Here is a 23,994-nt window from a genome sequence, read left to right as displayed (position 1 = left end):
ACTCCGACTGCTGATTGAGAATTGCGATTCGATCGCTGCGTAGGGACTCGACGGCGTAGTCGTCCGTGTGCAATGGGACTGCGACAGATGAGGGAGAGCGACTTGGAGCGGGCTTGGGTCGGCATCGACATCGGCAAGCAGCATCATCACGCCGTGGTGATTGACCAGGACAACAACCAGGTCTTATCGCGGCGCGTGGCCAACGACGAGACCGCCCTGCTGCGGCTCATCGACGAGGCGGCGGGACTGGCCGATGAGCTCGATTGGGCCGTTGACATCGTCGGATGTGAGTCGGCGTTGTTGCTGACGTTGTTGCGCTCCCGCGGGCACCGGGTGTCTTATATCACTGGTTTCCAAGTGAATCGGGCCTCCGACGGCTACCGGGGTGCGGGCAAGACAGATGCGAAAGATGCTGCGGTTATTGCAGATCAGATCCGCGTCCGACGTGACTTGCGGCCTGTGCGCATGGATGACGAGCTGATCGTCGAGCTGCGAATGCTGGTGGCTCGCCGGGCGGACCTGGCCGCAGACCGGGTTCGGCTGATCAGCAGACTGCACCAGCAACTGCTTGCCGTAAGCCCCGCACTCGAGCATGCGCTGGATCTCACCAACCGCGGCCCGCTGATTCTGCTCACCAGATACCAGAGTCCGGACGCCATCCGCACTGCCGGTATCGAGGAAGTCCAGCAGTGGCTGCGATCGCAGAAGGTCCGCAGCGCGTCTGCCCTGGCCGCCACGGCGGTGGAAGCGGCTATATCGCAGCAGACCAGGCTTCCCGGACAGAAACTGGCCGTTGAACTGGTAGCCGATATGGCGGAAGGGGTGATCAACCTCAACGAGCAGATCAAGCACACTGAGAAGCTCATCGAGGACCGATTTCGCCGGCACCGATTCGCCGAGATCCTGGTGAGCATGCCGGGCATCGGAACGTTGATGGGGGCGGAATTCCTCGTAGCCACCGGCGGCGATATGGCCGCCTTCGCTTCGGCTGACAAACTCGCGGGGTTGGCCGGACTGGCGCCCGTTCCATGGGACTCCGGCCGAATATCGGGCAACCTGCATCGACCCCGCCGATACCACCGTGGACTCCAACGTGTCTTCTATCAATCGACGCTGGTCAGTATCCGCACCACCACCGAATCCCGCGCCTTCTACGACCGTAAGAGAGCCGAAGGCAAGCGCCACACCCAGGCCGTGCTCGCCCTGTCGCGACGCCGCGTCAACGTCCTGTGGGCGTTGCTGCGCGACAACCGCCGCTACTCGCCCACCCAGGCCCAACCGGTTGCCGCAGCGGCCTGAGCACGGGACGTCTGCCCAGCCATCCGGGATTTGACAACTCCATTGAGAATCGTGTTGTTCTGCCAGTACTGCTCCGACGAGGCGGATGATCGCGGTGCGCCCTTCGCCGCAACTCGGCGAGCTCTTTGCGCTCGGAGCTGGTCACACCGTCACGTGCGCCTTCATCGATGTCGGCTCTTCGGAGCCAGTTCCGTAGACACGACTCCGAGATCCCCAAGCCCTTCGCAACCTGACCGATCGGCCGGTCGCTACTGCGGGCCAACTCGATCGCGCGCTGACGGAACTGGCATGTGGGGTCCAGTTGAACGGAAACTGGCGTTAGCGAGCTGGCGCCCGAGGCATAGTGCTGTGGAGAAGGTGAATGGCACGGGCAGGACGCCAGGCGCGACCGCAACGCTCGCGAGGGCGACGGAGCCGCCGAAGCCATGATCGGCGCGCGGCGGTTCCTGTACAAGCACGCTGGACAAGACGGACTGCGTTAACCCCAGGCGCCCCGCCCAATTGGGCCCGTAGAGTCGGGTTCATGGAGTGGGGTTGGTGGTCGGCCGAGGAACTCGCAGCTGCGATGCGTGCCGGGGAGGTGACCTCGGTGGAGCTCACCGATGAGGCGATCGCCCGCATCGAGCGCGACGATCCGGCGATCAACGCGATCTGCGTTCCCGATTTCGATCGGGCCCGGGCCGCCGCCCGCGCCGCCGACGAGTCGCGCGCCCGCGGCGAAGACCTTCCGCTGCTGGGCATTCCGGTTACGGTGAAGGAGTCCTACGACATCGCCGGCCTACCCACCACCTGGGGCATGCGCGCCTACGCCGACCATCTGCCCGCCGAGGACGCTGTCCAGGTGTCCCGGCTGAAGTCCGCGGGCGCGGTGATCCTCGGCAAGACCAATGTGCCACTGATGCTGGGTGATTGGCAGAGCTTCAACGAGCTCTACGGCACCACCAACAACCCGTGGGACCACAGTCGAACGGCGGGCGGCTCCTCCGGCGGATCTTCCGCCGCACTGGCAGCCGGATTCGGCCAGCTGTCCATCGGCTCCGACCGCAACGGTTCTCTGCGCTCGCCCGCCCACTGCTGCGGCATCTACTCGCATAAGCCGACGCCCGGGTTGGCGGCCGTCCGCGGTATGGCCCCGCCGCCCGCGCCGGCCCTCCCGGTCGACTCGGACCAGGCCGTCGTCGGCCCGATGGCCCGCACCTCCCGCGATCTGACGCTGTTGTTCGACGTGATGGCCGGCCCCGACCCGCTGACCCTCGGTAGGGCGTACGAGCAGAAGCTGCCGCCCGCACGCCACGAACGACTCCGCGACTTCCGGGTCCTGGTCCTCGACGAACACCCGCTCATGGCCACCGAGTCCGCGGTCCGCGCGGGCGTGCACCGGGTGGCCGACGCGCTGGTGGCCGCCGGCGCCCGCGTCGAGCAGCACAGTCCACTCCTGCCCGACCCGACCGATGCCTCAATACTTTTCACGCAGCTGCTGTGTGCTGACATCGGCGCCCGGATGCCGATAGGGGTGTATGAGAACCTGAGGGCGCTCGCTGGCACGCTGGACGCGGACGACCACAGTCTCGCGGCGGCCCGGCTGCGTGCCGTGACGTACAGCCATCGCGATTGGGTCGCCGCGGCCGACCGCCGCGAACTCAACCGGCACGCCTGGCGGGCGTTCTTCGCCGAGTTCGACGTCGTGGCCTGTCCGGTGATGCCGACCGTGGCATTCCCGCACAACCACAACCCGGATCGGGATGCGCGGCGGATCGACGTCGACGGGGTGGCTTATCCGTACAGCGATCAGTTCGTCTGGACCGGGATCGCGACGTTGCCAGGGCTGCCGGTCACGGTTGTTCCGGCGGGGCGGTCGCCCGACGGGCTGCCGGTGGGGGTGCAGTTGATCGGGTCGATGTTCGAGGATCGGACGGTGCTGCGGTTGGCGGAGTTACTGGAGGGGGTTATCGGTGGGTTCGAGGTGCCCCCGACGTTGGCCTCCTACTCGGGAGTCGACGCGGTTCGCGGCCTTGTTGCCGCATCTGAACGAGCGGCAGCGGCGTTTGGCGTTGGCTGGCGAAGCCCGGTCGTTGGGGCATGGCGGGGTTCGGACGGTGGCCCGGGCGGCCGGAGTCAGCGAAACCACTGTCCGCAAGGGTGTATTCGAGCTGGAGGCCGGGGAACAGCCGCTGCCTGATGGGCGTGTGCGACGACATGGTGGTGGCCGCAAGCCGGCCGAGGAATTGGACCCGGGGCTGGTCGAAGCACTGTTGGCGCTGGTTGAGCCTGATGAGCGTGGGGACCCGATGTCGCCGCTGCGCTGGACGGTCAAGTCGCTGCGGAATCTGGCCGAGGAGCTGACCCGGGCCGGCATCCAGTGTCCGCGCCGACGGTGGGCCGGCTGTTGAAGGAGCAGGGTTTCAGCCTGCAGGCCAACGCCAAGACCCTGGAGGGGACCCAGCATCCCGACAGGGATCTCCAATTCCGCCATATCAACGAGCAGGTCAAGCGGCATCACGCCGACGGGCAACCGGTGATCAGTGTCGATGCCAAGAAAAAGGAGCAGCTCGGTCAGTTGCCCAACGCTGGTCGGCAGTGGCGGCCCAAAGGCGAACCGGTCCGGGTCGAGGACCACAGCTTCTACTTCATCGGTCCCGAAGTCGAGGTGGCGATCCCATTCGGGATCTACGACCTCGCCAACGACACCGGCTGGGTGAACGTGGGAACCGATCACGACACCTCGGTATTCGCGGTGGAATCGATTCGGCGGTGGTGGCGGTCTCGCGGCTGCCTGAACCATCCGAACGCGGATCGCCTGCTGATCACCGCCGACTGCGGCGGCTCCAACAGCTACCGGTATCGACTGTGGAAGGCCGAGCTGGCCGCGTTCGCCGCCGAGACCGGCCTGACGGTGACCGTGTGCCACTTCCCGCCGGGCACTTCGAAATGGAACAAGATCGAGCACCGGCTGTTCTCCCACATCACCATGAACTGGCGCGGCAGGCCACTGACCAGCCATGAGGTCGTCGTCAACAGCATCGCGGCCACACGCACCCGCACCGGGCTGCGTGTTCACGCCGAGCTGGACACCAGCACCTATCCGACCGGGATCTCCGTTAGCCGTGAGCACTTCCGGTCGCTGCCCGTCACCCCACATCAGCAGAGCGGCGCCTGGAACTACACGATTTCCCCTGCCGGATCGCCAGGCGGGGTCGTCACCGCCGACGACCGGGACGCATCTCGGGCACACGCCCTCGCGCTGCTCGCCGACCCGAAGGTCACCGGCATGCCCGACCACGAGCTGCGGCAGCTATGCGACCGGCTGGCGCCGGCACAAGCGGCCGTGGCCGAGCAGCGCAAATACCTGCAACGCGGTGGGGCGCGCCGCAAACAGCGCGGAGACCATGGCAGGCCACTGCTGACCCCAGCCGACAAAGTGCTGATCACCGTCGTTTATCTGCGGCGGGTCTGCCCCCAGAAAGTCCTGGTCGAACTGCTGGGAATCAACCCGAACACCATCGGACAAGCAATCAGGGAAACCCGGACCCTGCTCGATGAACGACAGATCTCCCTCTCCCAGATCTCCCGCTACTTCTCCGATGTCCAAGATCTGCGCGCCTGGCTCGCAAATGACGCTGCCACAGCACAACTGGAAGTATCACCGAGGTTGTCCCACCCCGATCTGACGGGCATGCACCGCGAGGATTTCCAAGCCCTGGTCGATCGGATCTCGGTGTCCTACCATGCTGCGATCCAACGTCGCCGCCATCATCAACGCGGCGGCGAACGCCGCCCCGGCACCCGGGGCGGACTGTTCCGTCAAAAGATCACCGACGCCGACCGGATCCTGGCCACGATCCTGGCCCAACGACAACTATGCGACCAGCACACCCTCGCCGAGTTGTTCGGCGTCAGCCGCGGCACCATCCGCAACGCCATCGACGACGTCGCGCCCCTGCTCGAACAGGACGGCTTCATCGCCACCCCGTCCACGCACCAATTCACCACTACCGCCGAGATTTTCACCCATATAACCCCGGACAAGGACCACGAATCGCCAAGTTGAATCTTTACGAATCCAGTGGGTGCGGCAGCGCTGCCAGCTCGCACCGGGCAAGGTGGCGCCGGACCAAGGGCGCTCGATGCATCGGTGAACCGCTCCGGAATCCTCGCATCAACGAATCCGGTTCGGCCACGACATGATTCAACACCACCCGACAGGCTGCCAGCACCGAAACACGCGAGTGCAGTTGCGGTACTGAGCGACAGTGAATTCGGGTATGTGGAAGCTGTCGAGAATCAGCGTGTCGGGCCGGATGAAAATCACGCAGCGCTTATCCGATGTCCGGCTTGCGTAGCCGCGCAGACCTGTGACCTCGCGACGCTGCCGACTCCGGCAAAGAACGGATAGTCGAATGTGCCAGATCGGGCAATGGTGCGCTTCGACAAAGGGTACCCAGGTGCCTCCCGGCGTGCACAAACGATGAGGCGCACCGACATCTGCGTCGGTTCGCTGAATAGCACCCACCACGATATTTTCGGTGAATGACTGAATATCGTCCCTCGGTACCCGAGGCCGACGTAGATGCGATCGGGCCTAGTTTGCAACGGAAATCCGTCGTGTCTCTCCATGAATCCGACTAGGCTCAACTCGGCGGCGTGCTCACAGCGCGGACCGGTTATCCGTTGCGCAGCGAATATAAGCAGGTAACACCTAGGTGTTGCGGGTCATGAGGTTGTTGATGCTGGGGATGGGGTGAGCTGAGGGGACAGGTCTTTCGGCGGCAGGATGGAAAACGCCAATCCTCCGTCCGTTCGACCGGAAAGACCTGTCCGTGACCCACCGTAATGCCCCGTTGTCTGTCGAGGGCCGTCGCCGTCTGGTGCAGCGCTGCCGTAACCGCCCGATCGCTCATGTGGCCGCCGAGATGGGAATCTCTCGTCAATGCGCGTCGAAGTGGGTCAATCGATGGCGTCGCTTCGGTGAGGTCGGACTCGAGGACAGGTCCTCGGTTCCGCACCGGCAGCCAAGCGCGACTGCGGCTGCGGTCGTCGCCCGGATCGAGCGGTTGCGCCGGGACAACAAGTGGTCGGCACGGCGGATCGCGTTCGAACTCGAAGCCGCCGGGATCGATATCGCGGTGCGAACGGTGACCAGGCAATTGGCCCATCTTGGGCTGAACCGCCGCAGGTTCATCGACTCCTGCGGCGACAGCAACCGAGCACCGCGCCGTATCGTGGCCCGCTGGCCAGGCCATATGGTGCACGTCGATGTGAAGAAGGTGGGCCGGATCCCCGCCGGTGGTGGCTGGCGTGTCCACGGCGCGGGCTCCGAGCAGGCCAAGACTGTCGCCCGCGCCAAGAAACGCGGCGCCCGCACGGGTTATGTCTTCCTGCATTCGGCGGTCGATGGCTTCTCACGGCTGGCCTATACCGAAGCCCTCCCGGACGAGAAAGCATCGACCGCTGTCGGTTTCGTGCACCGCGCGCGAGCGTTCTTCGCCGCTCACGGCATCGGCCACCTCCACCGGATCGTCACCGACAACGGAGCCTGCTACAAGGCCCGTGACTTCGCGAAGGTTCTCCACGGCGCCCGCCACCAGCGGATACGTCCCTACACACCCCGCCACAACGGGAAGGTCGAACGCTATCAGCGAATCCTGGCCGAGGAATTCTCTACGCCCGCGAATGGACATCAGACCCCCAGCGCTCGAAGGCACTACAGATCTGGAACATTCACTACAACTATCATCGACCCCACACTGCCGCCGGAAACCGGCCACCAGCCAGCCGCCTCCACACCGGCGTCACCAACGTCACGGCCTCATACACCTAGGTGTGTTGCTGAGGTGGCCGGTGACAGTATCGGCTTGGGTTTCCGTTGCAGCTTCTCAGGCGGTGCCTGGCCGGCGAGGCCGCCATGAGGATGGTGATAGTTGTAGTAGTCCTGCTATTCCTCAAGCCTGTCGTTGAACACCCCGGCGCCGTCGATGGCGACGCTATCGAGGGGGCAATAAAACCCCCGGCTTCGAGTCCATTGACGGCGAACGGCGCCCACACCTCGCCCCTGCTTCGAAAGCTTCATGACACTGAGCGTCATGCGCCGCACCGACGAGTGGTCCCACGCTGAACGGCGGGTAGCCTCCCGTCGTCGCAGGACTTCACCCGTGATCACTTGCCGCACCGCCCGCCTCCCGGGCCAGGAGGACCGGACATCCACCTCAACCGTCAGTTTCTCTCCGTTGGGACGCCACCTCCCCGGCGGATCATTCAACGAGCGCGCTCGGGTGCAAAGCGTGTAAAGCATTACGCCGCAATGCCAAATGTCGGTTTCCATGGCCAGACATGGCGTCGACTGCGATGAATGGATCAATACAAAGTTGACCAAACAATGATTCGCAGGGTCCCGACCGTGCCTCTGCAAGAAGTTCGCAATACTGCATGTACCCAGTGCTGGGAAGTTGCATAGAATAACTCCATGACACGGCCGACTCCTTGGAAAAAGGGAACATCGCGGCCGGACGCGGCCGACGGTTCCAAGGACGCAAAACGGCGAGCGGGCGCTACGCTCCGGGCAGCGCTCCGCGGATATTGGGGATACGTGTGGGCAGCGGTCGGAAGTTTGATCACTTTCATCCTGCTCTTTCAGACATGGCTTGCCGCATCCGGCCCCAACGGCAAAGCGGAAGTGAACGCCTTCGGTCGCATCGACGCGTCCACCCGGTACCTGACCGTCTGGTCATCGTCGAAACAAATGCCCATTGCCCAAATAACAGGCTTCTGGGCTCTCCTCACCACCGCCGCTATCACGAGCTGCGTGCTTACCGTGACGCTGAATATCCGTAGGCGCAGCAGTATCCTCAACCGCCTAGTAACCCTGTCCGCGGTCGCGGTCGCGATCTTCACTTTCTGCACTTTGGTGTACATCAACAGCAAAGCCCCCGAATTGAAGGAAATGACCACCCGTCGGTGGGATCTGGGTGGGCAAGTTGGATCCGTGATGTCCTGGTTACTCGGCAACGACAAGCTCCCAGTGCCTGGAGTCAGCGAGACCCGATACTCTACTTCTCGGCTCACAGTCACAGCGATCCTGGCCTGCTTCACTTCTCTCGGTTCGGCCCTGGCCGCTGTCGCTCAGCAAGCGTTCGTACGCACCAATGACACAGTCCGTATTCCGTGGCGCTCCTCACGACCCAGACCGCGATCCTCCGCTGATCTCGACTTCACCGAGGGAGTGTCCGATTAGCGGCTCTGGTTCACTTGGGAGTGTTTGATAATCTTCGGCTCTGGTGCGCTTCCGGTGGCGGATCGTTGTCGGTGACGGCGCGATTCGTCGGTGCGTGAGGTGATGCCGCTGTCGGCGTGGTCTTTTCGGGCTTGTCACCGCTGGTTGTCGAGGATGTGTTGGATAGGGGTGAACGGGTCATGGTCCTGGCACGAACGCCGGACGGACCAGTTTCCTGCCCGGCCTGCGGTGCCGAGTTTGGCCGGGTCCACAGCTACCACGAACGCACCCTGTCCGACGTTCCGGTGGATGGCGGGGCGGCAGTCGTCCGGGTGCGGGTTCGGCGGCTTGTCTGCCCAACATTCGGCTGCTGCAGCACATTCCGTGAGCAGTCGCCTGGTGTGATGGAACGTTACCAGCGGCGGACGGTTCGCCTGACCCGGCAGGTGCGTGCGGTGGTATGGGACTTGGGCGGGCGGGTCGCCACGCGGCTGCTGTCGCGGCTGGCCGTGCGGTTGTCTCGCCATACCGCCGTGCGGATCCTGTTGCGTATTCCGGCGCCGCGGCGGCCGGTGCCGCGGGTGCTGAGCGTGGACGACTCGCGTTACGCCGCCGGATCGTTACGGCACAGTCCTGATCGACGCCATCACGCACGAGCGGATCGATGTATTACCCGACCGCAGATCTGAAGCCCTCGAGACATGGCTGCGTGAGCATCCCGGCGTCGAGATCGTCGTGCGCGACGGATCGGCTGCCTATGCCGAGGCCATCCGCCGCGCTCTGCCTACCGCGATCCAGGTTTCCGATTGGTGGCACCTGTGGCACGGGCTGGCATGAGCAGTGGAGAAAACAGCCGCCCACAGCGGATGCTGGGCCAAGGCCGGACCGAAACGACAAACTCTGACCCGCGAAAAGACCACGCTCGAACGCTGGCACGTTGTCCACAACCTTCTCGATCAAGGCGTCGGACTGCTCGACTGCGCCCGCCGGCTCGGCCTGGGCCTCAACACCTTCAAACGTTACGCCCGCACTCCCGAACCCGACCAACTGCGCCGCCCGCCCCAATACCGCGCCTGCCTGGTCGGCCCCTACCGCGACCACCTGCCCATTCGCCGGGCCGCCGAGCCCGGTGTCCCCGTGCTGCACCTGTTCCACGAGATCAAAGACCTCGGCTACACCGGCAGCATCAACCTGCTGCACAAGTATCTCAATCAGGGCCGCGCCGACAGCGTCCGGATCGCGCTGTCACCGCAGCGGCTCATCTCCTGGATCATGACCCCGCCTGACGATCCGTCCGACGGACGCCGCACTCATCTCGATCAGCTCGTCGCCGCATGCCCGGAGATGACCGATCTGGCCCGCTGGTCGCCGATTTCGCGCAACTGATGACCGCACGCCGCGGCAGCCACCTGGACTCATGGATGAAACAGGTCCGCGAGGCCCAGCTGCCCGAACTCGACCCCTTCCTGCGCGGCCTCGGCCAGGACCACGACGCTGCGATCGCCGGTCTCACACTGCCCTACAGCAACGGCCCCATCGAAGGCGTGAACACGAAAACCAAACTGATCAAACGACAGATGTATGGCCGGGCCGGATTCCCACTCCTACGGCACCGCATCCTGCTCGCCTAGCATCGACCGCCACCGGAAGTGCACCAGAGCCGTTGTTCCGACACTCCCTCCCGGTGGCACCGCGGGCCGTGCAGGACACTGGCTCGTCTGGCGAGCCGCTGTTCCAACAGTCCCACAAGGCCCGTCTTCGGTGAGTTCGGGCATGCTTGCCCACCCTTGGTGGTCAATTATGTTCTATACAACTCGACCGGACTCTCCGAGCATTGGATTGCGATGTTTCCGTGCTGGATTGTCGCGTGATTTTCAAAGGAATTTTGTTGTATTCAGTCGGTGGCCATGACAGGTGAGGGGCACTCAAGAGCTTTCCTTCGAATCCAGTGGAGGACTTCTTCCGCACTGTGAGAATTGAGCGTAATAGTCAGATTGGGCTGTGACGAGATTTTTGGGGCGTGAGGTGTATAGCAGGGACGGTGATGACTCCATCGAGTTGACCGATCGGATTGTGCGTGGGCTGCGTGAGCTCGCCCCGTTCGGGTGGCACCGGTTGGAGGCTTGGTTCGCGATGACTGTCGTGTCCGAGTCTGCGCTGCTGTTGGTCGATGATGGTGTGCGACCGATCCGGGCCATGGTGTCGGAGACGGTGCTGGATGCGGTGCGTCGGCACCGCATGTTGTCTGCTCGATCGGACGACGGTCCATGGTGGCGCTTGATGGCGCGATCGGATGTGAACGGTTTTGAGACCGTCGCCGATCGCGGTGCGGAGCCTTTCCCTGGCGGGCAATTGTCGAGGTCACCGCGGCAGGCTGCGGCTGGGGTGCGGGCGGACCAGATGGTAGGAGTACGCGCGACGGCCGTGGACAACGAGCTGCCAGATCTTGCGGTGTTGTGGGCGAGATGGGCGGTATTGTCAGCTGCTTTCGTGGCGGTCGGATCAGGCCGGCGGCCGCGGGTCTGCCCGTCGGTGGGCGTTTTCGAAAGCGCGGAACACAGTGGTTCGACGTTGACTTTGCTGCCTGGCAGGCGTGTGGTGTTGTCGGGCGGTGTGTGGAACGCGCCGGTCCTGGACGCCGCTGCTGCTCGCTGTACTGACCATTCTGTCCCGGTCACCACGAATCTGCCGTTCCCGGTCAAGCATGCACGCGCGGTTGTGTCAGCCGGGTGGTGGCCCGTCCCCGGCGATAGTGCAGCTACTATTGTACGAAGCAACATATTCCGGCGAATGCTGGGAGTCTGGTCATTAGCCGGAAAACTACAGCTACGCCCGGGCGGGTTTCGCCACGCACACCATCGACCGGCTCGGCTGCGGCGTAAGCCCCCGGGTGCGGTGGGCATTGCTTATCGCAGCGGTGACGGCGCACGCCGTTCATCAGCTGGTGGGCATGCTGCATGCGGGATTGATTGGCGGCGTACGATTTCCGCAGGTTATGGTAGTCGGCCATTCCTTGCGCAGCGGGATCGCGATGCTGGAAGCGGCGACCTATCACGACGTAAACGCGGTGGTGCTAATAGGGATAGGTCACCGGTTTTACGTCGCGTTTTGTGTATGAAACGTTCTGCCGGTCGCTGCGCAGCGGACCGCCCGGCGTGGATCTGCTTGCCGCCGGATACGCTACAACCGCACACGGCGATCGCAGCGAAATATCCGATGCGTCGGGTGATTTCGCCCCAGCGATGGTGCGTCACGATGAGGCTACCCAGGTGCCGGCATGACTGGCCGAAGTCAGCGGCACTATCGCGGTGGGATTCAGCCCTGGCAACATCGCAGCGCGTCACCGCCCCAGTTCTGGTGGCGCCGGGTTCGCGCGACGCGGTGTTCTGCGGCCCAGAATTCTCCGCGGAATACGCGTCGGCTGCGGCGCTCCCCGTCAGCGAACACCCCCACTGCACCCGGGCGGCGTGCCTGCGCGCCGCTGTGCTGCCCGGCGCGGGCAACAACCTCAATCTCTCCATGCACGCACCGCAGGACTGCGCGAACGTCTTTAGCTGGCTGTTGCACGTCGCTGCCGGCTCCTGCCAAGGGGGTCAGCCTTGAGCCAGCCAGCACCCGGTGCGCCGCCGCGGCACGTGGCGATTATCCCCGACGGCACGGACCGCTGGTCCCTGATCCACAACGCATCTCGCATGCATGCACATGAGGCAGGTTTCGCCGCGCTGCGCGCGACACTGCACGCCGCGATGGCCGAAGGCGTTGAGATCGTCACGATATACGCGTTCTCGACGGAGAATTGGCAGCGTCCCGCCGCAGAAGCAGACGCGTTGCTCACCACCATCGGGCGGACCCTTTTCGGCGGTGATTCAGTGCTGGCCCGAGATGGAATCGAAGTGCGCGCGCTGGGCCGTACCGCAGCATTGCCGCTGGAGTTGGCCGCGCTCATTGCGAGCGCGGCACGCAATCCCGTGCCGAACAGACGACTCACCCTGCAGGTCTGCGTGAACTACGGTGGCCGTGCTGAACTGGTCGATGCGATGCGGGAAATCGCTGCAGCAGGCCATGCTCCAGGTGAAATAGACGAGGCTCTCATCAGTGCGCACATGTACAGTGATGTGCCCGACCCGGACCTCATTATCCGGACGGCCGGGCAGTTGCGGCTGAGTAACTACCTGCTGTGGCAGAGTTCGTACAGCGAATTCGTGGTGTCTGAAAAGCTGTGGCCAGATTTCGCCGCCGCAGACTTTGCCGCCGCAGTGCAGAAGTATCAGAGGAGCAACCGATTACAGGGCGGCAGGGCGGCGCAATGACGGCCATGATAGCGGCGGAGGCTGCCCAGCTACTGGAAGGCCTTGTGCGCAATCCGCTAGGGCAATCCAGCCCGTCGGTGTATGAGATCGGGCGCATTGTGACACTGGCGCCGTGGCTAGCCGGACACAATGCTCGGCTCACGTTCTTACTCGAACAGCAGCACCGCACCGGCTGGTGGGGCTCCCAGGACGGCTATGGCCTAGGCCCAACATTGAGTGCGGTGCAGGCATTGTTGTTCCAGCAACGCAACCCAGTGGACGGCGTCAGCCACTACAAGATTCATGCTGCGGCCAATCGGGGTCTGCAGGCGCTCACGCGCTATACCTCGCCGAGTGACCCTCCAGACATGCCCGGCCAAGAACTGATCGTCCACTATCTCTGCGCAGAGATCGCCCGACTGTACCCCGCGGCAGCGCAGCAGCTTGGTGCGATTACCGCGCACCTCACCGCCGGCGCCGACGCCATCATCGATGACCTCGCCCGCCGACTGGCCGCAGGTGACGAAATCCCCGAAAAGCTTCGGCATTGTTTGGAAATCAGCGGTAGTCGTGCGGTGCAGGCGCGCGCGATAGCGCCCGGCGTGCTGGGCACGGTGGGGGCGTCGCCGGCGGCCACCGCCGCCTGGCTGGGCCCTGATCCCTCAGTGCACCCACTCTCGCAGCGTCACCTCGCGGAGGTCGCCGCAGACTACAGCGGGCTGCTTCCCTGCTGTAGTCCGCTGACCGCTTTCGAGCGGGGGATGGTTATTGGTGTGCTCGCGAGGGTTGGCGTGCCGCTGAAGGTGCCCGAAACCGTTGCGGCGGAGCTGCTTGCGAGCTGCCGCCCGGAGGGGGTGCGCTGCGGGGAGGGGCTGCCGCCGGACGCGGACACCACCGCGATCGTACTTTTTGCTTTGCGCCACCTCGGCCACGAAATCGGCGACGATAGTCTGTGGAGGTTTCACACCGGCAGCCACTTCGCAACATGGATTTCGGAAACGAACCCCTCAGTGAGCACCAACGCCCACGTGCTGGACGCGCTGCGCCGCCCTGGCCACCCGCTGCCGACGGTGTCCGCCGTCGCGGCCTGGCTGAGCGCGCGCCAAGAGGTCGACGGCTGCTGGCGTGACCGGTGGCATGCGTCCCCGTATTACGCCACCTACACCTGCGTGATGGCGCTGCGCGGGCTTGACATAGCGGCGGCGGACGCTGTGCGCCGCGCTCAGCATTGGGTGCTGGATACGCAGCGCGGCGATGGGTCGTGGGGCCGCTGGGAAGGCACCGCGGAGGAGACTGCGTATGCAATCCATATCCTCCTGGCGCGGCAGGCGAGCCCGGGCATGCAGCAGGCCGTGGCTGCTGGGTATCGCTATTTGTGCAAAAGCGCGGCGCCCCATCCATCGCTGTGGCATGACAAAGACCTTTATGCGCCGGTGGCGGTGATCCAGGCGGTCATACTGGCAGCCAAGCAGGTGGCGCAACGGGATCGCGGCGTCATGACCGTGGTCGCGCAGGCGGCGGAGCGGGTGCGGTGACGGCGCACCGGGAGTATCAACCGGACGCGGCCGCGGCCTGCCCGCAGAAGTATTACCAGCGGCTGCGCACGGACGGGGCACCCGTGCATGATCGGGATGCGCTCATGGTATTGGGTCGGACCGATGTTGCGGCCGCGCTGCGGTCACCTGAGGTGTTTTCCTCCGGCATGCCGGCGCTGAATCTGGGCAATGTCCGTCCGCTTATTCCGCTTCAGCTTGACCCGCCCGATCACCAGCGCTACCGCCGCCTTGTGGATCCGCTATTTGCGCCATGCCGGACGGCTGACTTCGCTGCTGACGTCACAGCCCACGTGGAGGAGCTGGTCGCGGGCATCGCCCCCGCGGGTGCATGTGAATTCGTCGCCCAGTATGCGACTCGCCTTCCGCGGCTGGTGTTCATGGCGTTGCTGGGTATCTCCGCGAAGGATGCACCGGTTGTTGATTCGATTCTGGATACCATCCTGCGTCCGCAGCGTCATTCCAGGCGCGACATTGCGGCGGCCGGGCAGTCTTGTTACGAATTGTTTGGTGAGCTGGTCGCCGCCCGCTCGAGCGCGCCCCGGCGGGACCTGGTGAGTACTTTGCTCGCTACCGAAGTGGATGGTGAATCGCTTACCGGCGCGGAGATCGTCGATATTTGTTTTATGCTGTTGTTGGCCGGAATTGACACTACCTCCAATTCGCTCGGCTGTATTTTTGCGTTTCTGGCCACACATGACGAGCACCGTCAACAGATCAACGATGCCCCAGATATTATTCCCGCCGCGGTTGAGGAGCTGCTGCGCTGGGAATCGCCGACAACGGCGGTACGGCGGTACGCGACGCAGGACACCAAGGTTGGTGCTTCGGCGGTGGCGGCTGGGCAACGCGTGACCCTGTCGCTGGCCGCGGCGAACACCGAAGCCGCGGACACGGTTGATTTCAGTCGTAAACCGAATGTGCACATGGCGTTCGGTGCTGGACCGCACCGGTGCCTGGGATTGCACCTGGCCCGGCTGGAACTGGCCGCCACGATACGCGAATGGCACCGGCGCATCCCGCGGTACACGCTGGCCCCGGGTGCCCAGTTACGCTACGGTATGGGTGGCACGCTGCGTTTCGTGCACGAACTGCCTCTGGTGTGGTAGTGCCCGCTAGAAAAGGTTAATAACTACCACAGCCGCCAGTGACAGCAAATGCAGTACCAGTAGTGAGTACACCGGGCCCAGTTCTTTACCCTCCGGCGCTGGCTTTCCGCTCAGCGAAATCCGGTAAATGAGATAGGCGGCCCGGAACAGTGTTGCTGAACCGGCCGCTACACCGGCCGCGGCCCAGCGAAAACCGAAATTCGCCGCGAGCCCTCCGCCCAATAAGGCCAGCGCAGTTATCCGGAAAACGCAAATTATCAAAAGTGAATTCTTCAGTCCGTGCCGCACCGCTGGGGTGCGCATCCCTGCCGCCGAATCCGCCGTGATGTCAGGGACGCCGTACCACAGGTTGCTGCCCATCGCGAATATCCCAGCACCGACCAGCAGCGGCCATGCCGGGCTCAGGCCGCTGCCTTGGCTAATGGTGTCATAGCCCAGCACGGCCGGAAGTAGCGCGAACGTCAAACCGCAGGTTATCGGGTTGAGAAGGCCACGTTCCTTCAACCGGGCCGGCGGCACGTTGTAGAGCAGATCCAGCAGGAAAATCAGTGCCGCAAGAATGACGATCCATCCTCGCCCCAGCCACAGCGCCAGCCCTGCGGCGATTCCCACCGCCATTACACCCTCGGCTACCCCGTAGGCGATAAGACGTCGCGCTCCAACCTTTTTCACGACGGCAACGAGGCCGCGTTTGTCGGCATGACCAGCCGACCGCCCGTCGGCGCGGGCGTCGGATTCTTGATCGGTCACGCATCCGATGACCCCGAATGACCCGTGTAGCGCCATCACGCACACCACCACGCCAGCCACCGCTGGCTGCGTCAGGTCACCTGGCCGCTGCGCCGCAACAATTACCCCCCACAAGGTGGTGAGCATATAACCGGCCGCGAACTCCATCCTGTTCGCCTGCCAGAGCGCCCGGCCCAGTCCTGGCTCCGTTGCGGAAACCATCTGCGGATCGGTCATTCTGCTATGTAATACACTGCCGCAGGCGATCTGCGGTGCCAATGTGTCTCCACAGCGGCATTTTGCCGTACCGATCGGTCGGCCTGGGGTCCCGGCGGTGCGGGTGCGTCAGCTGGAGGTGAAACGCCCAGGCAATGAGGCAAACCAGCACGGACCCGTGAGGACGATCGACTCGATGACCCGGACAGCCAGCACTCGGGAGGGTTCGTCGCGCAGAAGCACGGTGAGGAGGAACGCTCGTGCCAGTTTCCCGACATCGCCTGCCCGCTTCGCCCTGGTAAGGATGAGCATGGGCTGACCGCTCGATGAACCGCACTGGGCAATGACTCCCCACAAACTTGAGCACGGCACTGGGACTGTCACGGCCGTCGACCGCGGGGACCAAACCGAACATGCTGAACGGGTTCGTGGACATCAAAAGGCGGTTCCTGATCGGTGGCGTTGTGGATGCCGCCCGCACGACCGACTCCCTTGTCGGCCTACCGACGCCGTTGTCGAGGGCGGTTCGAGTGACGGTGTTGTCACCACAATTGAGCTTGCTGCAAGACAACCATCCTCATCGAATAAGTACCGGCCCCACATCGGTCATTCCACCGACATAGACCTAAGCAGCTACCTGATCTTCTGGCACTCGGGTGGGCGACACTCGCGTGCAGACGGTTCCCGCTGTGCGGCCACACGGGCGTACCAGCGCGCAAACTCACCCTCACCGACGAGCAGGCCGCACAGCTGCGCGCCTGTGTGGCCGCTGGTGTTTCGAATGCGGCGCTTGCCAGAGTTCGGTGTCAGTTGTCGGTGTGAGGGCTCAAGACATGCTTGACCGTTTGTTCTCAAGAGATGCTTGACGTTTGAGCGTGATCAATGGTCTTGTTCCGCTCGGCGGAGTCGAATGCGGACGGGATCGGTGTGGATCAGCTGGCGGTAGCGGAATATCGGTATCGGGCGGTATGTGAGGTGCTTGGAGGTTCTCCGATCGGCGAGGTCGCGGCCCGCTACGGAACCACACGGCAATCACTGGACACCTGGCGGCGGCGGTTCACCGCCGAGGGGACGGCGGGACTGGCTGATCGGTCCCGACGGCCGCATTCGAGCCCGACGAAGGTCAGTCCGCAGGTCGAGGCGTTGATTTGCCGATTGCGGCGCGAGCATCCACGGTGGGGCGCGCGCCGGATCAGCCATGAGCTGGCCGGCCACGACCTGGCAAGGGTGCCGTCCCGGGCGACCGTGCATCGGGTCCTGACCCGGAACGGAATGATCGATCCGCAGACTCAGCATCACAAACGTAAATACAAGCGGTGGCAACGGCAGACGCCGATGCACCTGTGGCAACTCGACATCGTCGGCGGAGTACCGCTGGCAGACGGTCGTGAATGCAAACTGCTGACCGGTATCGACGACCACTCCCGCTTCATCGTGATCGCCACCGTGCTGGCCAGACCATCGGGCCGGGAAGTCGGTGAAGCGTTCACTGCGGCGATGCGCCGGTATGGCGTGCCATCGGAAGTATTGAGTGACAACGGCGGTCAGTTCACCGGCCGCTACGTCAAGCCACTGCCGGTGGAGGTGCTGTTCGAGAAGATCTGCCGCGACAACGGCATCAAGCAGCGCCTGACCAAGCCACGATCGCCCACTACGACCGGCAAGATCGAACGGTTCCACAAGACGCTTCGCACCGAATTCCTCGACCAAGTGGCTCCGTTCGAATCGATCACCGCGGCCCAAGAGGCCGTCGATGGATGGATCGCCGTAGGCTTTACCGACCGTGGGAGTCCATAGATGGCCTTCGACCTGCGGTGATACGTCGCGTACATGTAATCGACGGGAGATCAAGAGAGGCCGGGAGCCTGCCGCTTGGCCAGCGGACAGGCCAGACGGTCGGGGCTGCATTGATCGGAATGGCCTCAGTCTGGGAGGATGTCGTCCATGACGAACCAACGAAAGGCCTATGGCGCGTAGACGGCCAGGCCAGGTGCGCGCCAAGCTGTCGCGCAGGCTCCGCCCGGAGCACGGCAGGAAGATCGTTTCTGGGGTCTCGGCGCGCGCACAGAGCGAGATTGCCACGTTCGAGGATTCACATTTGTGGCCAGGGGCTATCGCCGACGCGATGGCTCGGTGGGTCGGCACCGTTCAAGAGCCGGCCCGTAGGCTGACAGATCCACAGGCCCGTGGTTGCGGAGTTGAAGCGTGCTGTCCCTCTGACGCTCATCCACGACAGATGCTGGAGCAGGCCCTGTGCGGGCTGCCGACAGGTGCGTCGCGGGAGCTCCGGCGGCTGGTGCATCCGCTTGACGAGGTCTATTGGTCCCGCACGATCGTGGACTCCTATGGCGATCCTTCTCAGCCATGGTGGATGCGGAGATGCTGAACCTCGGACAGGGGGATGCCTCGTAAGCGCCCCTCCGCCGTCCGGCCGGAGTCCGGATCATGCCTGCGGTGTGGCACCAGGCAGGACTACTGCGAACGGTTTGACGCAGCACTGTGCGTGGTGTGCGACGAATGGCGTGAAGGCGTCTGCAGTGATCCTGATTGCGCGTATTGCCGGCGACGGCCCGAACGACCGAGCCTTGTCTGGGAACATCCCCGTGCAGAAGCCGTCTTGCGTCGGGCGGCCCGGCTCGCCAACCGTCGATCGCTCTGGTCCCGGCGGAGGGGCCCGGTCACCTGATGGGTAATCGGGCCCCTCCGCCGGGGTGTTGCTGGGCTACTTTCCGACGGGTGGGTCGAGGAGTTGGGCTTCGAGGTCGGCGACGCGGCGGTCTTGGAAGCGGAGGTTGGAGCGGGCGGCTTTAAGCCGCTCGTCGAGGGTGCGGTTGTCAGCGGTCAGCTGGCGGACCCGTTGTTTGAGGGTGGTGTTCTCGGTGGTGATCCGCTAGATGGCCTCCTCGGTCCATTCGGCTTGCAAGTCCCTTACCTGACCCAGGAGTTCGCCGATCCGGGTGCGCTGGGTGAGGATCTCGGTCTGGGCGGCCTTGAGCGCTTCTTCGGCGTTCAGCGCGCGCTCGCACCAGGTTGCCTCGCGCGTGTCGTCCTGTTCGACGAGTATCCGGGTCCGGCGGTCACCTGCCTCGGCTATCGCCGTGGCGATGGCGGCCCGGGCTTCGGGGTTGGCATAGAGGAAGGTGCGTGAGACGTTCGCCCGCCGGGCAACAGCAGCGACGGTGACCTGGGCCTTCTCGCGTTGGAGCCGGGTGATGGACTCGTGGACCCGCAGGAGGGCCGTGTCGGTCTTGCCGCGGCGAGCTGCCAGGGCAGCGGCAGTGCGGGGTTCGGGAACGGTGTTCATGCGACGTCCTGTTGGGGGTCGGTGTCCTCGGTTGTGCACGTATCGCTGTACTCGCTCTCCTCCTCGGTGCCTGCGTGGGCGAGGTCGGTGGCGCGGAAAGCGGTGGACCAGACGCGGTGGAAGTAGTCCTGGGGTTTGCGCAGGTCCAGGGCGAGGGCGTCATCGAGGAGGCCGAGGCCGGCCAGGGCCTTCTCCAGGCCGTCGATGGCGCGGGCGGTCGGCTCGAAGTAGCGGTGGAGGTAGTCGGCGGTGGCGTCGTCGGGGGCGCCTTCGGCAAGCAGTCGCCATTGCTCGCGCTTGCGCCGCCAGTAGAGGAGGTCGGCGCCGGACATGACGAACTTGTCGCAGTTGTGGCAGTCGAGGTTCCAGGGGCAGGCGCCGCCGTCGACGACCGGCTGGAAGGTGCAGAAGCCGCCTTCGGCGGGGGTGCTGCGGCGGGACAGATCGATGGCGAGGGCCTGAGCCTGCTCGCGGGTGAGCGGGGTGGCCGCCTCGGTGAGGATTTCGCCCGGGCTGGCGGTCCCCGGACCGGCGACCCAGACGTGTTGGAGGACGTCTTCGAGGTCGGACTGGGTCAGGTGGACGTAGTGCTCGGCCATCCGCTCGGAGACGTGGCCGAGGTATCGGCGGACGTGGGTCAGGGTCGCCCCGGCCCGCAGCAGGCTGGTCGCCAGCGAATGCCGGGCCTGGTGGGGGACCCAGCGGCCGATGTCGAGTTCGTCGATCCAGAGCTTGAAGCCCTTGTGGAACCACTTGTAGGACAGCGGCCGACGTCCGTCGCGGTTGCGGATGTTCGTGGGGAACAACGCCATCCGGGTGCGTTCCTCGGCGGTGGGCGGCCGGTTGTTCCGGGCCTCGAACAGCGTCAAGGTCTTGCGCTGGCGTGCTTCCAGAAGCTGGTGGACCCGCTCGGGGATCCGCAGGGCCTGGTCGTAGTTGCCGACTTTGGTCTGGTCGTGCCAGAGCATCGGCAGTCCGCCGTAGCGGCCGAGGCACTCCAGACGGAGCTGGAGAACCTCTCCGCAGCGGCGGCCCGTGACAATGATCGTCTCCCAGGCGTCCCGCAGGCCGCGGTCGAACGGGTCGTAGGACTCCGCGAGCCTGAGCAGGTTGGTCTCGTCAGCGAGCGCGCGGGCGACACCGTCGGCGAACGGCTGCCGAGCGCGACTGACCGACCGTCCTGGGGCGGGCATCGCGGCGATGAAGGCCCGATCCAGGCCAAGGCGTTCGGCCTCCCCCGACTCGAGGGCCCCTCGCAGGAGCCGCCGGGTCCGGTGGAAAACACGCTGACGGGTGTTGGCGGTCACGATCGACGGCTTGCCGTGGACGCCTCTGGCCGCCAGCGAGACGAGGCCGTCCCGCTCGCGTTGCCGCTGGTCGGCGACGAACTGGTGCATGTGCTCGGCCGTCAGCCCCCGCGGGTCGTGGCCGCCAGCGGGAGCATGGAGCTCCAGGAAGGTGCTCAGTTCCAGACCGGCCCGGCGCATGTCGTCGAAAGTGCCTCCGCTTCGCGGACAGCTCGGAGAGCGCAGGATCGCGACCAAGTGGTCCCAGATCAGGTCGCGCAGCCATTGCTGGGAGACGCCGGTGAGGTCCATGCGGACCGAGCGGCCGGTGAGCTTCCGCCCGAAGTGCTCGGTGAGGATGTATCCGAGCTCACGCGTCTCGGCCGGCGTCACGTAGAGAGGGTGCAGCCAGCCGGTCACGGCCCGCACGATGTGGACCGCCTCGCGGCTGACCGCCTTCTGCAGAAGCTGTTCCTCCTCGGGGCCCGCGTCCGTCAGCGACCGGAGACCGTGCTCGCGGGCGAAGTTCGCCAAGCCCTGCCAGGTGACCAGTTCCCAGCGGCCGTGTGCCTTCTGGGTGTAGGCGAACATGCCCCACTTGATCTCGGCCCGCAGCAGCGGATGCAGCCCCAGAAGGTTGACCTGCGCGGGCCGGAGCACTGCCACGGCACTCGCGCACCAGCGCTCGAAGGCGTGCTCGTCCTCATAGCTGACCGGCGCGACCAGCCCGCGGCGTCCGTAACGGGTGCCCCACTGCGATGGCAGGGCCGCTCTTCCTGGCCTGCCATGCCTGCGGTAGCGGCGTTCGTGCCGGAAGCACAGCCCGAGCGGGGAGTCCGCCAGTTCGGGGCAGACCTGGACCCGGCAACTGCCGAAGCCAGGAAGGGGGTGCTGGTCGAGGAGCCAGGCGTCGAAGTCGGCATTGCCGTCCCGGCGGCCGCGGTGGTTGTACCAACGGAACTCGTGATAGTGGCAGAGCTCCAGCGTGAGGTGTCGGGCGCGGCGCTCGGGGCAGATCCCGCAGGTCCGTTGCTCCACGCCATCCCCAAGGCCGACGGACGGCGCGGTGCGGAGGAACTCGGCGCGCATTCCTCCCTGGTCACGGTGGTCGCGCCAGAGCATCTCGTGGGATGAGCACAGATCGCCGTGGCCCATCGTGGAACGGTCGCAGTCGGCGCAGAGGCAATTCCACCGGTAGACCGGGTGGTTCGGTGGGACCTTGATGATGTCCGGGCGGAAGAGCGGGCCGAACGACGGGGCGCTGATCAGCGCGGTGAGGATCTCCAACCGGTCCCGGCCGGTGCGGGGATCCGGCTGCGGCATCAGGGTTGTCACGGTCACTTCGGCTCACCCCAGACCGTGCGCAGGGCGGCGTCGAACGTGGGGTCCTGGAGGTCGACGTGGCCGTAGACCTCGTCGACCGTAGCGGCCGAGGCCCAGCCGCCGGCGTCCCGGGCTATCAGCAGGTTGCCGTCGGCGGCGTCGAGGACCGCGGAAGTGAACGTGTGCCGGAAGGCATGGGGTTTCACCAGCCCGAGCCCGGCGCGTTTCCCGGCCCGGCCGAGCATCCGCCGGGCCCCGACCGGTGCCCATGGCTGCCCGACGCGGGCGCCGTGCAGCTGGACCAGGAGCATGCCGTGTCCGGCGCCGCGCGGGTACTCGCTGGTGAGGTACTCGAAGTAGGTGTGCACCCTCTCCGGGCTGACCCGCTTGATCAGCCCGCCGGTGACCGTGCCGTGTTCGACCTGCCAGGAGTGCTCGGTCTTGGCCTCAGCCCGGTTCGGATTACCGGGCCGGTGGCAGACATGCAGGTGAGGACTGCGGCACTCGTTGCAGGCCGCGTTCTCGCGCAGGTGCAGGTCGACCAGGTGCAGCCCGCAGAGTTCGCCGATCCGAAGCCCGCCGTCGGCCAGCCAGGTCACCACCATCCGGTCCCGGGCCGAGTTCACCGTCGCCAGCAGCTTCTCCCTCGCGCCGTCGGGCAGCATCTTCGGGTGCCTGCGGTGTGATCCCTTCGGCGCGAGCGGGTTCGCCGGCATCACGGATTTCACGTGGCCGAGCAACGAGCGGCGTCGGTCCACCCGTGACGGCAGTCGCGTGCCGTCGAGCTTCTCACCGAGGTCCACGTTGATGCCGAGGGATGCCTGGTGCAGGTAGAAGCCCTTCAGGCAGGACGCCGCGATCGACAGCGCGGACCGACCGTAGGGGCGCTTGCCCACCCGCCACGGCTCCCCGAGCGGCATGTGGACCTCGGCGCCGACGATGCCCATGTACCGTTCCAGGTCGCGCAGTTGGACCGTCTTGTAGCCCAGGCACTCGCGCTCCAGCCACCGCAGATGATCCACCAGGTAGTACGCGTACGTCTTCTGCGTGCCCGAGCCGTCATGGACGCGCAGGAACCGGTCCGCCTCAGCGTGGAGCGTGCCCTCCGGCCAGACGATGGTCCATGACCTCCACCCGCCCTTCCGCTCGATCCGCTGGACCCTCAAGTCCCCGACCACAAGGTGCCGCACCATTCGTCCTCCGTACCGACTCCAGAACATGACGAACGTCCTGAACCCGGTCGGTAAACAAGCCCATGACGTCCACGCCACAGGCTCGAACGGACATCACGAACAGCACAAATCACGGTCGGTAGAGCCTATAACCATCGACGTCCGCACCAAGCGCTGGACATGGCCGTCCCGGCGAGCCTGTTCCGACCCAACGGCCCAACCCGCATCGACCCCACCGCTCCGGCATCATCCACGGAACCCTCGCCGGAGTCTTCGCCGCTGGTCATCGGCGTGATCGAGCCTCCACCGAACACTACCGGCGACGGCGCTGCGGTCGAGTTCGAACTACGCGTGCCGCCCACCGGCAACCTGTCGGTCCGCAGCCAGACCGTGTCGTTGCACGCGAGCATGGCCGGTCGCATGGTCACCGTCTGGGCGGATCTGCGCAGCATTCACATCACCTGCGACGGCCACGTCATCCGCACCCTCAGGTCGCGGCTACTACCC

The 23,994-nt window shown here is 65.1% G+C and carries 10 protein-coding genes and 6 pseudogenes; 11 read left to right on the top strand and 5 right to left on the bottom strand.

Annotated elements, in window-relative coordinates; all coding sequences use genetic code 11:
• Nucleotides 1–87: 87 nt before the first annotated feature.
• Nucleotides 88–1,299, top strand: a complete 1,212-nt coding sequence (locus ACZ6DL_RS37105; protein WP_466058297.1) for an IS110 family RNA-guided transposase — start codon at nt 88–90, stop codon at nt 1,297–1,299.
• On the opposite strand, the gene ACZ6DL_RS37100 is transcribed toward ACZ6DL_RS37105, so the two are convergent.
• Complete coding sequence (locus tag ACZ6DL_RS37100; protein WP_466058295.1) at nt 1,220–1,726, bottom strand: transposase; 507 nt, start codon at nt 1,724–1,726, stop codon at nt 1,220–1,222. The genes ACZ6DL_RS37105 and ACZ6DL_RS37100 overlap by 80 nt on opposite strands.
• Between ACZ6DL_RS37100 and ACZ6DL_RS37095 the strand changes: the two are divergent.
• The 8 genes and pseudogenes from ACZ6DL_RS37095 to ACZ6DL_RS37060 all read left to right on the top strand — a co-directional run.
• Nucleotides 1,661–3,265 (top strand): annotated as a pseudogene (locus tag ACZ6DL_RS37095) (amidase); the annotation flags it as partial. The gene ACZ6DL_RS37100 and the pseudogene ACZ6DL_RS37095 overlap by 66 nt on opposite strands.
• Nucleotides 3,252–5,347 (top strand): annotated as a pseudogene (locus tag ACZ6DL_RS37090) (ISAzo13 family transposase). The pseudogenes ACZ6DL_RS37095 and ACZ6DL_RS37090, both read left to right, overlap by 14 nt.
• 769 nt (nt 5,348–6,116) lie before the next feature.
• Nucleotides 6,117–7,117, top strand: a pseudogene (locus ACZ6DL_RS37085) (IS481 family transposase).
• Between the two features lie 642 nt (nt 7,118–7,759).
• Nucleotides 7,760–8,527, top strand: a complete 768-nt coding sequence (locus tag ACZ6DL_RS37080) for a hypothetical protein (RefSeq protein ID WP_466058294.1) — start codon at nt 7,760–7,762, stop codon at nt 8,525–8,527.
• Nucleotides 8,528–8,643: 116 nt separating this feature from the next.
• Nucleotides 8,644–10,137 (top strand): annotated as a pseudogene (locus ACZ6DL_RS37075) (ISL3 family transposase).
• A gap of 1,968 nt (nt 10,138–12,105) precedes the next feature.
• A complete protein-coding gene (gene uppS / locus ACZ6DL_RS37070; RefSeq protein WP_466058292.1) occupies nt 12,106–12,816 on the top strand; it encodes a polyprenyl diphosphate synthase in 711 nt (236 codons plus the stop codon).
• Nucleotides 12,813–14,330: a hypothetical protein gene (locus ACZ6DL_RS37065; RefSeq protein ID WP_466058290.1), complete on the top strand. Its 1,518-nt coding sequence runs from the start codon at nt 12,813–12,815 to the stop codon at nt 14,328–14,330. Before uppS ends, ACZ6DL_RS37065 begins: the two co-directional genes overlap by 4 nt.
• The gene (locus ACZ6DL_RS37060; RefSeq protein WP_466058288.1) at nt 14,327–15,457 is read left to right on the top strand and encodes a cytochrome P450; all 1,131 of its coding nucleotides are present in this window, start codon (nt 14,327–14,329) and stop codon (nt 15,455–15,457) included. Before ACZ6DL_RS37065 ends, ACZ6DL_RS37060 begins: the two co-directional genes overlap by 4 nt.
• A 6-nt stretch (nt 15,458–15,463) precedes the next feature.
• On the opposite strand, the gene ACZ6DL_RS37055 is transcribed toward ACZ6DL_RS37060, so the two are convergent.
• Nucleotides 15,464–16,423: a UbiA family prenyltransferase gene (locus ACZ6DL_RS37055; protein WP_466058286.1), complete on the bottom strand. Its 960-nt coding sequence runs from the start codon at nt 16,421–16,423 to the stop codon at nt 15,464–15,466.
• Nucleotides 16,424–17,284: 861 nt separating this feature from the next.
• Between ACZ6DL_RS37055 and ACZ6DL_RS37050 the strand changes: the two are divergent.
• A pseudogene (locus ACZ6DL_RS37050) lies at nt 17,285–18,166 on the top strand (IS481 family transposase); the annotation flags it as partial.
• A 1,126-nt stretch (nt 18,167–19,292) separates the two neighbouring features.
• Here the strand turns inward: ACZ6DL_RS37050 and ACZ6DL_RS37045 are convergent.
• Genes ACZ6DL_RS37045 through ACZ6DL_RS37035 form a run of 3 tightly spaced genes read right to left on the bottom strand, consistent with a single transcriptional unit; the run spans nt 19,293 to nt 23,508 of the window.
• Nucleotides 19,293–19,706, bottom strand: a complete 414-nt coding sequence (locus ACZ6DL_RS37045; RefSeq protein WP_466058284.1) for a DUF6262 family protein — start codon at nt 19,704–19,706, stop codon at nt 19,293–19,295.
• Nucleotides 19,703–22,333, bottom strand: coding sequence for a tyrosine-type recombinase/integrase (locus ACZ6DL_RS37040; protein WP_466058282.1), 2,631 nt, complete (start codon nt 22,331–22,333; stop codon nt 19,703–19,705). Before ACZ6DL_RS37040 ends, ACZ6DL_RS37045 begins: the two co-directional genes overlap by 4 nt.
• On the bottom strand, nt 22,330–23,508 hold the full coding sequence (locus tag ACZ6DL_RS37035; RefSeq protein ID WP_466058280.1) for a tyrosine-type recombinase/integrase: 1,179 nt from the start codon (nt 23,506–23,508) through the stop codon (nt 22,330–22,332). Before ACZ6DL_RS37035 ends, ACZ6DL_RS37040 begins: the two co-directional genes overlap by 4 nt.
• A gap of 270 nt (nt 23,509–23,778) precedes the next feature.
• Here ACZ6DL_RS37035 and ACZ6DL_RS37030 point away from each other — a divergent pair.
• Nucleotides 23,779–23,994 (top strand): annotated as a pseudogene (locus ACZ6DL_RS37030) (IS481 family transposase); the annotation flags it as partial.

Source organism: Nocardia sp. NPDC041819 (assembly GCF_055590505.1).
The sequence above is the reverse complement of the archived record's forward strand: the minus strand, read 5'-3'. Positions and strand labels throughout refer to the sequence as shown.